At 72.2% G+C, this 12,172-nt stretch carries 11 protein-coding genes; all 11 read left to right on the forward strand.

Translation table 11 applies throughout. The features are described from left to right. Position 1 precedes the first annotated feature (1 nt). The 11 genes from JSY14_RS00365 (at position 2) to JSY14_RS00415 (ending at position 12,171) form a co-directional block, all read left to right on the forward strand. The gene (locus JSY14_RS00365) at positions 2-571 is read left to right on the forward strand and encodes a PH-like domain-containing protein (protein ID WP_259556757.1); all 570 of its coding nucleotides are present in this window, start codon (positions 2-4) and stop codon (positions 569-571) included. Next, positions 568-1,725, forward strand: coding sequence for a glutamine-hydrolyzing carbamoyl-phosphate synthase small subunit (gene carA / locus JSY14_RS00370; protein WP_259556758.1), 1,158 nt, complete (start codon positions 568-570; stop codon positions 1,723-1,725). Before JSY14_RS00365 ends, carA begins: the two co-directional genes overlap by 4 nt. Further along, on the forward strand, positions 1,725-5,045 hold the full coding sequence (gene carB / locus JSY14_RS00375; RefSeq protein WP_259556759.1) for a carbamoyl-phosphate synthase large subunit: 3,321 nt from the start codon (positions 1,725-1,727) through the stop codon (positions 5,043-5,045). The genes carA and carB overlap by 1 nt, the downstream gene beginning before the upstream one ends. Beyond that, positions 5,042-5,929: an orotidine-5'-phosphate decarboxylase gene (gene pyrF, locus JSY14_RS00380; RefSeq protein ID WP_259556760.1), complete on the forward strand. Its 888-nt coding sequence runs from the start codon at positions 5,042-5,044 to the stop codon at positions 5,927-5,929. The genes carB and pyrF overlap by 4 nt, the downstream gene beginning before the upstream one ends. A gap of 187 nt (positions 5,930-6,116) precedes the next feature. Beyond that, positions 6,117-6,443 (forward strand): integration host factor, actinobacterial type, encoded by a 327-nt coding sequence (gene mihF / locus JSY14_RS00385; protein WP_259556761.1) that lies wholly within the window; start codon positions 6,117-6,119, stop codon positions 6,441-6,443. Continuing rightward, positions 6,440-7,045 carry a guanylate kinase gene (gene gmk / locus JSY14_RS00390; RefSeq protein ID WP_259556762.1) on the forward strand — a complete coding sequence of 202 codons (606 nt, stop codon included), beginning with the start codon at positions 6,440-6,442 and terminating at the stop codon, positions 7,043-7,045. The genes mihF and gmk overlap by 4 nt, the downstream gene beginning before the upstream one ends. 165 nt (positions 7,046-7,210) lie before the next feature. After that, positions 7,211-7,567, forward strand: a complete 357-nt coding sequence (rpoZ, locus tag JSY14_RS00395; protein ID WP_259556763.1) for a DNA-directed RNA polymerase subunit omega — start codon at positions 7,211-7,213, stop codon at positions 7,565-7,567. 23 nt (positions 7,568-7,590) lie between these two features. Then, a complete protein-coding gene (coaBC, locus tag JSY14_RS00400) occupies positions 7,591-8,928 on the forward strand; it encodes a bifunctional phosphopantothenoylcysteine decarboxylase/phosphopantothenate--cysteine ligase CoaBC (RefSeq protein ID WP_259556764.1) in 1,338 nt (445 codons plus the stop codon). 5 nt (positions 8,929-8,933) lie between these two features. Next, complete coding sequence (gene metK, locus JSY14_RS00405; RefSeq protein ID WP_285892235.1) at positions 8,934-10,139, forward strand: methionine adenosyltransferase; 1,206 nt, start codon at positions 8,934-8,936, stop codon at positions 10,137-10,139. Further along, positions 10,136-10,543 (forward strand): phosphoribosyl-AMP cyclohydrolase, encoded by a 408-nt coding sequence (gene hisI, locus JSY14_RS00410; protein ID WP_259556765.1) that lies wholly within the window; start codon positions 10,136-10,138, stop codon positions 10,541-10,543. The genes metK and hisI overlap by 4 nt, the downstream gene beginning before the upstream one ends. Beyond that, entirely contained in the window at positions 10,540-12,171 is a 1,632-nt protein-coding gene (locus JSY14_RS00415; RefSeq protein WP_259556766.1) for an anthranilate synthase component I, read from the forward strand. The genes hisI and JSY14_RS00415 overlap by 4 nt, the downstream gene beginning before the upstream one ends. The last annotated feature ends 1 nt before the right edge of the window (position 12,172 follow it).

Here is a 12,172-nt window from a genome sequence, read left to right on the forward strand (position 1 = left end):
CATGGGCCGCACCGACGCCGTTCTGCTCCTCATCCTCCTGTTCGCCGCGCTCGTGGGTCTGATGGCCCTCGGCTGGCATGCCCGCGGCCGCTCGCAGGCCTTCCTGCCGCCTCCCGCACCCGACGAGGACCTCACCGAGGTCGCCGGCGGGGTCGCGGTGGGGCCCTTCCCCGGGGTGTACGTCTCCACCGTCCTCGCCGGTCAGCCGTTCGAAAGGGTCGTGGCGCACGGCCTCGGCAGCCGCTCGCCCGTCGTGGTCACTCGCGGCGTGGACGGCAGCTGGCGGCTGCAGCGCACCGGCGCCCCGTCCTTCACCATCCCCGGCGATCGGGTGCAGCAGGTCGGCACCGCCCCCGGCATGGCCGGGAAGGTCGTCGGCGGGGACGGACTGCTGGTGATCCGCTGGACCCACGGCCCCGACGACACCGCCCTCGACACCGGCCTGCGCCTGGACGACCCCGCCCACCGGGCACTGCTGGTGGACACCTCCGATCGCCACGACCCCACCGTCCCCACCGCGCCCGCCCCCGGCGCGACCACCCGCCCGCTCCCCCCGAAGGAGACCGCATGACGCCCCGCCCCGCCCCTGACCCCGCCGTGCTCGTGCTCGAGGACGGCACCGTGCTGCGCGGTGACGCCTACGGAGCACGCGGCGCCCGCCTGGGGGAGGTCGTCTTCGCCACCGGCATGACCGGATACCAGGAGACCCTCACCGACCCCTCGTACGCCGGGCAGATCGTGGTGCAGACCGCACCGCACATCGGCAACACCGGCGCCAACGCCGAGGACATGGAGTCCCGCCGCGTGTGGGTGCGCGGGTACGCCGTGCGGGAAGCCAGCCGCATCGCCTCCAACTGGCGCTCCGAGCAGACCCTCGACGAGCTGTTGGAGAGCAGCGAGGTGGTGGGCATCAGCGGCATCGACACCCGCATGCTCACCCGCCTGCTGCGGGAGCGCGGCGCCCTGCGCGGCGGCATCTTCTCCGGCAGTGCCCTGGCCGAGCACGACGAGGCGCAGCTGCTGGAGCAGGTCCGCAGCGCCCCCGGCATGGAGGGCGCCAGCTTCGTCGACGAGGTCACCCTCGCCCAGCCCGTCACGCTCGAACCCGACGGCGAGGTGATCGGCACCGTCGCCGCCGTCGACCTCGGCATCAAGGGCGCCACCCCCCGCGCCATGCTGGAGCGCGGCCTGCGCGTCCATCTGCTGCCCGCCGACACCCCCTTCGAGGAGCTCGCCGCGCTGCAGCCCGACGCGGTGTTCTTCTCCAACGGCCCCGGCGACCCCGCCTCCGCCGACGCGCAGGTGGCGCTGCTGCGTCAGGTGCTGGATGCGGGCCTGCCGTACTTCGGGATCTGCTTCGGCAACCAGCTGCTCGGCCGCGCCCTCGGCTTCGGCACCTACAAACTGAAGTACGGGCACCGCGGCATCAACCAGCCGGTGCTCGACCGCGCCACCGGCCGCGTGGAGATCACCGCCCACAACCACGGTTTCGCGGTCGACATCCCCCTCGAGGGGGAGCACACCGCCCCGCACGACGGGGGGCGCTACGGCCGCGTGGTCGTGTCCCACGTCGGCCTCAACGACGACGTGGTGGAGGGGATCCGCTGCCTCGACATCCCCGCCTTCTCCGTCCAGTACCACCCGGAGGCGGCCGCCGGCCCCCACGACGCCTCCTACCTGTTCGACCGGCTCGTCGACCTTGTGCGCGAGCGGAAGGAGTCCTGATGCCCCGCCGTGACGACATCCGGTCCGTCCTCGTCATCGGCTCCGGCCCGATCGTCATCGGGCAGGCCGCCGAGTTCGACTACTCCGGGACTCAGGCCTGCCGTGTGCTGCGCGAGGAGGGCCTGCGGGTGATCCTCGTGAACTCGAACCCGGCGACGATCATGACCGACCCCGACATCGCCGATGCCACCTACGTCGAGCCGATCGACCCGGACGTCATCCGCTCGATCATCGCCGCGGAGCGTCCGGATGCGGTGCTGCCGACCCTCGGTGGTCAGACCGCGCTCAACGCCGCCCTGGCCCTGGAGGAGCGCGGCATCCTCGACGAGTTCGGTGTGGAGATGATCGGCGCCAGCATCGACGCCATCCAGAAGGCCGAGGACCGGCAGCGCTTCAAGGAGGTCGTCGAGCGCGTCGGTGGCGAATCCGCCCGCTCCCGCATCTGCCACAGCATGGATGAATGCCTCGAGGCGGCCGAGGAGCTCGGCTACCCGATGGTGGTGCGTCCCAGCTTCACCATGGGCGGACTCGGCTCCGGCATGGCCTACGACGAGGCGGACCTGCGGCGCATCGCGGGGGACGGCCTGCACTACTCGCCCACCACCGAGGTCCTGCTCGAGGAGTCGATCCTCGGGTGGAAAGAGTTCGAGCTGGAGCTGATGCGCGACCGCGCCGACAACTGCGTGGTCGTCTGCTCGATCGAGAACGTCGACCCGGTGGGCGTCCACACCGGGGATTCGGTGACCGTCGCCCCCGCCCTCACCCTCACCGACGTCGAGATGCAGCGCCTGCGTGACCTCGGCATCGGCATCATCCGCGAGGTCGGTGTCGACACCGGTGGTTGCAACGTGCAGTTCGCCGTCCACCCGGAGACCGGGCGCGTGGTCGTCATCGAGATGAACCCGCGCGTCTCCCGCTCCTCGGCGCTGGCCTCGAAGGCCACCGGATTCCCCATCGCGAAGATCGCCGCGCGTCTGGCCATCGGTTACACCCTCGACGAGATCCGCAACGACATCACCGGCACCACCCCGGCGAGCTTCGAGCCGACGCTCGACTACGTGGTGGTGAAGGTCCCGCGGTTCGCCTTCGAGAAGTTCCCGGCGGCCGATCCGACCCTCACCACCACCATGAAGTCGGTGGGGGAGGCCATGGCGCTGGGGCGGTCCTTCACCGAGGCGCTCGGCAAGGCCCAGCGCTCCCTGGACGTCCCCCACGCGACCGTCGACTACGCGCTGCCGGTGCCCACCGCCTCCGAGGTCTCCGATCTCATCGACGAGGCCCGCACCCCGCGCGACGGCCGCCTGGTGACGATCTCCCGCGCCCTGCGGGCCGTCGCCGCCGGGGCCGTCGACCGGACGGAGACCCTGGAGCGGCTGCATGAGGCCACCGGTATCGACCCGTGGTTCCTGGACCAGCTGCTGCTGGTGGAGGAGATCGCCCAGGAGGTCGCGGACGCCGAGGTCCTCGATGCCACCGTGCTGCGCCGCGCCAAGCGGCACGGCCTGTCGGATGCGCAGATCGGCCAGCTGCGCGGCAGCTCCGCCGCGGTGGTGCACGGCGTGCGGCGCGCCCTCGGCGTGGTGCCGGTGTTCAAGACCGTCGACACCTGTGCTGCCGAGTTCGCCTCCCGCACCCCGTACCACTACTCCAGCTATGACCAGGAGACCGAGGTCGAGCCGCGGGATCGTCCCGCCGTGTTGATCCTCGGATCGGGCCCCAACCGCATCGGGCAGGGCATCGAGTTCGACTACTCCTGTGTCCACGCGGCCTTCGCCCTGGCCGCTGACCACGAGACCGTGATGATCAACTGCAACCCGGAGACGGTCTCCACCGACTACGACGTCGCCGATCGGCTGTACTTCGAGCCGTTGACGGTGGAGGACGTGATCGAGGTGTACGAGGCCGAGCGCGCCGCCGGTCCCGTCGCCGGGGTGATCGTCCAGTTCGGCGGCCAGACCCCGCTGCGGATCGCCCGTCAGCTGGAGCAGGCCGGTCTGCCGATCATCGGCACCAGCCCCGAAGCCATCGATCTGGCGGAGGACCGCGGCCGCTTCGGCCGGGTGCTCGCGGAGGCCGACCTCCCCGCCCCGCCGTACGGCACCGCCTGGGCGTTGCAGGACGCCCTCGAGGTGGCCCGTCACGTCGGCTACCCGGTGCTGGTGCGACCCAGCTACGTGCTGGGCGGTCGGGGCATGGAGATCGTCTACGACGACGAGGGGCTGCGCGACTATGTCGGCCGGAACCTCCCCGCCGGGGGCCGTGCCGAGGCGCCGATACTCATCGACCGCTTCCTCGACACCGCCATCGAGATCGACGTCGACGCCCTCCACGACGGGGAGGAACTCTTCGTCGGCGGCATCATGGAGCACATCGAGGAGGCCGGGATCCACTCCGGCGACTCCGCCTGCACCCTGCCGCCGGTGTCGCTCTCGGCCGCGATGCAGGAGCGCATCCGCCGCTCCACCCACGCCATCGCCGAGGGCGTGGGCGTGCGTGGCCTGTTGAACATCCAGTACGCCCTCTCCCAGGGTGTGCTTTACGTGCTCGAGGCCAACCCGCGCGCCTCACGCACGGTGCCGTTCGTCTCCAAGGCCACCGGGGTGCAGCTCGCGCAGGCAGCCTCCCGCGTGATGGCGGGGGAGAGCATCGCGCAGCTGCGCGAGAGCGGGATGCTGCCCGCGCGGGGCGACGGCGTGGATCAGCCGCTCGACGCCCCGATCGCCGTCAAGGAGGCGGTGCTGCCGTTCAAGCGGTTCCGCACCACCCTGGGGCGCGCCGTGGACTCCCTGCTGGGGCCGGAGATGCGCTCCACCGGTGAGGTCATGGGTCTGGATGCCACCTTCCCGCTGGCGTTCGCGAAGTCGCAGCTGGCGATCGCCGGACAGGGGCTGCCCACAGCGGGCCGCCTGTTCGTCTCCGTGGCCGATCGCGACAAGCGCGGGATCGTCATGCCGGTGGCGCGCCTGGCGGCGCTCGGTTTCGAGATCCTCGCGACGGAGGGTACTGCGTCGGTGCTGCGCCGCTCCGGGATCGCCTGCACGGTGCTGCGCAAGGCCAGTGAGGCCCGCGACGGCGACAGCGTCATCGAACTCATCGAGCGTGGGGAGATCGCCCTGGTGATCAACACGCCGTCCGGGTCGAACGCCCGCGCCGACGGGTATGCCATCCGGGCTGCGGCGACCAGTGTGGATGTCCCGATCATCACCACCCTGCAGGAGTTCAGCGCGGCGGTGCAGGCCATCGAGGCACTGCCCAGCGGCCCGTTCGCGGTGACCAGCCTGCAGCAGCATGTGGAGCGCCGCCGGGCGGTGACGGCATGACCGCCGCTGTTCCCTTCGGCGCCCGCCTGGCACGAGCGATGGGTGAGCACGGCCCGATCGTCGCCGGGATCGACCCCCATGCGCCGCTGTTGCAGACCTGGGGGCTGCCGGACACCGCCGACGGCGTGCGGCACTTCTCGGCCGCGGTGCTGGAGGCGGTCACCGGGCAGGTCGCGGCGATCAAGCCGCAGGCGGCCTTCTTCGAACGCCACGGCAGCGCCGGTGTCGCCGCCCTCGAGGAGCTGCTGGCGGCGGCCCGTGACCGCGGGGTGCTGACGATCCTCGACGCGAAACGCGGGGACATCGGCTCCACCATGGCCGCGTACGTCGAGGCGACCCTGGTCCCGGGAGCCCCGCTGGAGGCCGACGCGCTCACCGTCAGCCCGTACCTCGGGCCGGGCTCTCTGGACCCGGCGCTCGATGCTGTCCAGCAGCACGGCAAGGGCCTGTTCGTCCTGGCGCTGACCTCCAACCCCGACGGGCCGACGATCCAGCATGCCCGCACCGATCAGGGGGAGCCCGTCGCCGCCGTCATGGCCCGGTGGGCCGAGCAGCAGCACCGCGAGCTGCCCCTGCCCGGTGAGAACGGGGGAGGGGCCGGCACACGGGCCGAGCTCGGATCCGTCGGCCTGGTGATCGGTGCGACCGTCGGCTCCGCCGCCCGGGACCTCGGCCTGGATCTGGCCGGATCGCACTGGCCGATCCTCGCTCCCGGCTTCGGGGCACAGGGCGCCGGTCCCGCCGAGCTCACGAGCGTCTTCGGGCCGGCCCGTGACCGGGTGCTGGTCTCCGTCTCCCGCAGTCTGCTGCGGCACGGACCGTCCGTCGACGGCCTGCGCCGTGCCGCCCGGGATCTGCGTGCGGAGTACACCGGGGCGGCCTGATCCGGCCCGGGCGGGTCGCCGTGGGATCGGGCATCCCCCGGGAGTTCGCTGCGACCTGCCCGAGGACTTGCCGAGAATGTGCTCTGCACTGCACGATCAGGGTTAGGCTCATGCCCAACCACACCAGGTCGGATCCGAGGGGATCCGCACCGCACCCGATGCACCCGAGAGAACACGAGGTATCACCGTGGCCCTCCCCCCTCTTTCCCCGGAGCAGCGCGCTGAGGCGCTGAAGAAGGCGGCCGAGGCACGCCGCGAGCGCGCGGCCATCAAGGCCCGGCTCAAAGACAGCACCGGCCGTCGCGGCGAGGAGATCGCCAAGGTGCTCAAGGAGGCCGAGACCAACGAGGTCATCGGGCGTCTGCGCGTGTCCGCGCTGCTGGAGTCCCTTCCCGGCGTGGGCAAGGTGAAGGCGCAGCAGATCATGGAGGAGATCGGCATCTCCCCGTCCCGCAAGCTCCGCGGCCTCGGCTCCCACCAGGCCGAGAAGCTCGTCGCGCACTTCTCGGAGTGAGTCATCCCGTCGCGGGCGGCCCGGGGGATCGGGCCGCCCGCGTCACGGTTCTGGCCGGGCCCACCGCGGTGGGAAAGGGCACGGTCAGCGCTGCCGTGCGACGGAACCACCCGGAGATCTGGGTGTCCGTCTCCGCGACCACCCGGCCTCCGCGCCCGGGGGAGGTCGACGGAGTCCACTACCACTTCGTGAGCCCCGAGCAGTTCGATGACTTCGTCGCCTCGGGAGACATGCTCGAGTGGGCGGTCGTCCACGGGGTCCACCGCTACGGCACCCTCAGAGGACCGGTCCAGCGGGCTGTCGCCGAGGGCCTCCCGGTGCTGCTCGAGGTCGACCTCGCCGGGGCGCGGCAGATCCGGCAGGCGTTGCCGGAGGCTCAGTTGGTGTTCCTCGCGCCCCCTGATTGGGACACCCTCGTCGAACGCCTCGTCGGCCGGGGGACCGAGGACGCCGAGGAGCGTGCCCGTCGACTGGAGACCGCGAAGGTGGAACTCGCCGCGGAACCCGAGTTCGACGTCACCGTGGTGAACGATGAGGTGGAGCGCGCCGCCGCCGAGCTCGCGCGCCTCATGGGCATACCCTCGGCCGGGCAGCGGTCCTGACCCGAGACTCCCGGTGCTGCCCGGGGCGCCAGGCCCTCTGCCGCACTCCGCTCCCGGCCGCGGTGCCGCAGCTCACGTCGCCCGATCCCGTGGCCCCTGGCCGCCCGGCCGCCCCGGGGCGTATCCTGAACAGTCGCACCCCGTCCAGCAGTGAAAGGGTCCTCCGTGTCCGGAACCGTCGCCCAGCCCGAGGGCATCACGAACCCGCCGATCGACGACCTGCTCGAGCACGTCGACTCCAAGTACGCGCTGGTGCTGTACGCGGCCAAGCGCGCCCGCCAGATCAACGCCTACTACGCGCAGCTCTCCGAGGGCCTGCCCGAGAACGTCGGGCCGCTGGTGGATGTCGACTCGCAGGAGAAGTCCCTCTCCATCGCGCTGCGGGAGATCGACGAGGAGCTGCTGGTGTCCCGTGAGGTCACCGAGGAGGAGCTCGCTCAGAAGGCGGCCTCCGCCCCCGCTCCGCTGGAGCTCGGGGACGACGCCCCGCTGCCCCCGGACGTCGGCTTCGGCACCTACTGAGCCACCTCCACGCCGCGACCGCCATGGCCTCCGACGACCTGCCTTGCGCTGCCGCCGGATCCGCCCGCTCGCACGCTGAGCGGGTGCGGGGCCTGGACGGCGCCCGCGTCCTCGTCGGCGTCTGTGGCGGCATCGCCGCCTACAAGGCCGCGCACCTGGTGCGCGGCCTCGTCGCGTCCGGGGCACAGGTGCATGTGGTGCCCACCCCCGCCTCCCTGCAGTTCGTGGGCGCCGCCACCTGGGAGGCCCTCAGCCACCATCCCGTGCGCACCTCCGTGTTCGAGGACGTCGACCAGGTCGCCCATGTGCGCCTCGGACAGGAGGCCGACCTGGTGGTGGTCGCCCCCGCCACCGCGGATCTGCTGGCCCGGGTGCGGATGGGGCGCGCCGATGATCTCCTCGCCGCCGGTCTGCTGGTCACCCGCGCCCCGGTGATCATGGCCCCCGCCATGCACACCGAGATGTGGGAGCACCCCGCCACCCGCGAGAACGTGGAGGTGCTGCGGCGCCGCGGCGTGCACGTGATGGACCCCGCCGTCGGTCGTCTCACCGGTGCGGACTCCGGGCCCGGTCGGCTGCCCGAGCCCGAGTCGATCCTCGACCGGGTGCGGGCCGTCGCCGAGGCCCCCCGGGACGCCGAGGGACGGGTGCGGCAGGACCTCGCCGGGCAGCGCGTCCTCATCAGCGCCGGCGGGACCCGAGAGGACCTCGACCCGGTGCGCTACCTCACCAATGCCTCCTCCGGGAAACAGGGGTGGGCCCTCGCCGAGGCCGCCCTCGCCCGCGGGGCCCAGGTGACCCTGCTCGCCGCCACCGTGGACCGGGAGACACCCTCCGGGGCCCGCCGCCGGGATGTGCGCTCCGCCGAGGACCTCGCGGCGGCAGTCGCCGAGGAACGCGGACAGCACGACGTGCTCATCATGGCCGCCGCCGTGGCGGATTTCACGCCGACCACCCGGGGCGCCGCGAAGATCAAGAAGGACGACTCCGGCGGAGTGCCGGAACTGCCGCTGCGCCGCACCCCGGACATCCTGGCCGAGAGCGTGCAGGCGCGGCACGACGGCGCCCCGTCCCCGAGGGTGATCGTCGGTTTCGCCGCGGAGACCGGCGACGATGCCGCCACGGCTCTCGAGCACGCCCGTCAGAAGGCCCGCCGCAAGGGCGCCGATCTGCTGGTCGTCAACGACGTCAGCGGGGATGTGTTCGGCAGCGACCGCAACGCCGTGCACATGCTCGACGCAACGGGGGAGGAGCTCTCCCGCGCGGAGGGCTCGAAGACCGCCGTCGCCCACGCGGTGCTCGACGCGGTGGTCGAGTGTGCGGCGGAGGCCCTGGATCGTCGGGGTGGGGACGTACCCTGAAGGGTATGATGTCCCAGGACCTGCGATCCTTCACCTCGGAATCCGTGACCGAGGGCCACCCGGACAAGATCTGCGACCAGATCTCCGACGCCATCCTCGACGACCTCCTGCGCCAGGACATCGGCTCCCGCGTCGCGGTGGAGACCCTCGTGACCACCGGCCTCGTCCACGTGGCCGGGGAGGTCCGCACCGAGGGTTACAGCGACGTCGCGCGGGTCGTGAGGGATGTGATCCGGGAGATCGGCTACGACTCCTCCGCCAAGGGCTTCGACGCCGACTCCTGCGGCATCGAGGTGTCGATCGGTGCCCAGTCCTCCGACATCGCCCTCGGGGTCGACGAATCCTCCGAGCGGCGCGACGGCTCCACCGAGCGTTTCGCCGAGCTCGGGGCCGGCGATCAGGGCCTGATGTTCGGCTACGCCTGCTCCGACACCCCCGAGCTGATGCCGCTGCCGATCCACGCCGCTCACCGCCTCTCACAGAACCTCTCCCGCGCCCGGCGCGACGAGGTGCTGCCGTACCTGCGCCCCGATGGCAAGACCCAGGTCACCATCGGGTACGACGACGACGGCGTGGCACGGTCCGTCGAGGCCGTCGTGGTCTCCACCCAGCACGCCGACGAGGTCGACCTCATGGCGCAGCTTTCGCCCGCGATCCAGCGGGTGGTCATCGCGCCCGTCCTCGAGGATCTCGCCGCCCAGGGCCTCGACATCAGCGGCACCCGTCTGCACGTGAACCCCACCGGGCGTTTCGTCATCGGTGGCCCCAAGGGTGACGCCGGGCTCACCGGCCGCAAGATCATCGTCGACACCTACGGAGGCATGGCCCGCCACGGTGGCGGCGCCTTCTCCGGCAAGGACCCCTCGAAGGTGGACCGCTCCGCCGCCTACGCCATGCGGTGGGTGGCGAAGAACGTCGTCGCGGCGGGTCTGGCCCAGCGCTGCGAGGTGCAGGTGGCGTACGCCATCGGCCGGGCGGAGCCTGTCGGCCTGTACGTGGAGACCTTCGGCACCGGTGTGCGGCCCGATCGGGAGCTCGCCGCCGCCATCCGTAAGGTGTTCGATCTGCGGCCCGCGGCGATCATCGAGGCGCTCGACCTGCTGCGGCCGATCTACTCTCTGACCTCCGTCCACGGCCACTTCGGGCGGGAGCTGCCGGAGTTCACCTGGGAACGGACCGACCGTGCCGAGGAGCTGGAGCGAGCCCTGTGAGCGGGGGGCCCGCCCCCGAGGGCCCGGCCGGTCTCGACCCGGAGCTCGCAGCCCGGATCCGCCGCGACCCGCAGGGCCTGATCCCCGCCGTGATCCAGGACGCCACCAGCCGGGACGTGCTGATGGTCGGGTGGATGAGCGACGAGGCCCTGCACCGCACGCTCACGGAGGGTCGCGTGACATTCTGGTCGCGCTCCCGCCGGGAGCTGTGGCGCAAGGGTGACACCAGCGGCCACGTCCAGTGGGTGCGCTCGGTGGCCCTCGACTGCGACGCCGACACCCTGCTCGTGACCGTCGACCAGGTCGGCCCGGCCTGCCACCGCGGCACCCGTACCTGCTTCGACGGCGGGGACCTGGCCGTGCACGTCCTCGATCCCGCCGACCGTGAGGAGACCCTCCCGTGATCGACCCGGCCCCCACCCCCGACCGCTCCGCCAGCACGGACGGGTCTGCCGCCGCGGTCCCTGCCGCCTCGGATGCCTACCCCGAACTCGTCGCGGGACGGGAGGGGGAGGACCTCGGCCGAGTACGACCCGACCGCGAGGGCTTCCGCGCCCTCGCCGCCCGCCAGCGCATCGTTCCCGTCACCATGCGCGTGCTCGCCGATGAGGACACCCCCATCAGCCTGTACCGGAGGGTCGTCGGCGACGGCGACGCCCGCGGCACCTTCCTGCTGGAATCGGCGGGGGAGGGCCAGGACTCCCGCTGGTCGATCATCGGGGCCCCCGCCCGGGCGGTCCTCACCGAGACCGAGGGGCGCACTCGCTGGTTCGGCGATGTCCCGGCCGGCGTCCCCACGGACGGCAGCCCCCTGGAGACTCTGCGCGCCGTCGCGGGGGCCTTCCGCAGCGCCCGCATCCCCGGTCTGCCGCCGTTCACCGGGGGACTGGTCGGGATGATCTCCTACGACGCCGTGCGCGAATGGGAGACGCTGCCCGATGCCCCGCCCGATGAGATCGGGGTGCCGGAGATCTCCGTCCTGCTGGCGCAGGATGTCCTGGTGCACGACGCCGTCGACGGCAGTGTGCTGCTGGTCGCCAACGCGCTGAACCTCAACGGCACCGACGAGGGAGTGGACGCCGCCTACGACGACGCCCTGCGCCGCCTGGAAGACCTGCGGGAGGCGCTGCGCCGGCCGGTGCGCTCCGCCCCGGTCGTGCACGACAGCCCCGGAGCCCCCGAGCCGGTCGCCCGCACCGCCCCGGAGGACTATCAGAGGGCCGTGGAGGACGCCGTCCGCGACATCGTCGACGGGGAGATCTTCCAAGTGGTGCCCTCGCAGCGCTTCTCCCTGCCGACCTCCGCCGACCCGCTGGCGGTGTACCGGGTGCTGCGACGCATGAACCCCAGCCCGTACATGTACCTGCTGCGGACCGTCGACGGGCAGGGGGAGCCGCTGGACATCGTCGGTGCCAGCCCCGAATCCCTGGTGACGGTGCGCCGGCGCACCGCCACCACCCATCCGATCGCCGGCTCCCGGCCCCGCGGCGCCACTCCCGAGGAGGACGCCCGCATCGCCGAGGAGCTGCTGGCCGATCCGAAGGAGCGCTCCGAGCATCTGATGCTGGTGGACCTCGCCCGCAACGACCTGCAGAAGGTCTGTGACCCCGGCAGTGTCGTGGTGCGGGACATGATGCACATCGAGCGGTACTCCCACATCCAGCACATCGTCTCCACCGTCACCGGCACCCTGCGTGAGGGGCAGGGGGCGTACGAGACCCTGCGGGCGACCTTCCCGGCGGGCACGCTCTCCGGGGCCCCGAAGCCCAGCGCCATGCGGATCATCGACCGACTGGAGCCGGTGCGCCGCGGCGTCTACGGCGGCACCGTCGGGTACATCGACTTCGTCGGCGACATGGACATGGCCATCGCCATCCGCACCGCCGTGCTGAAGAACGGCACCGCGCACGTCCAGGCCGGGGGTGGGGTGGTCGCCGACTCGGTGCCGGTGATGGAGCACCGCGAGTCCCAGACCAAGGCCGCCGCCGCCCTGCGGGCCGTCGCCGCCGCGAGCACCCTGCGGGAGATTTGAC

It is taken from the genome of Brachybacterium sillae (assembly GCF_025028335.1).
Taxonomy (GTDB): Bacteria; Actinomycetota; Actinomycetes; order Actinomycetales; family Dermabacteraceae; genus Brachybacterium; species Brachybacterium sillae.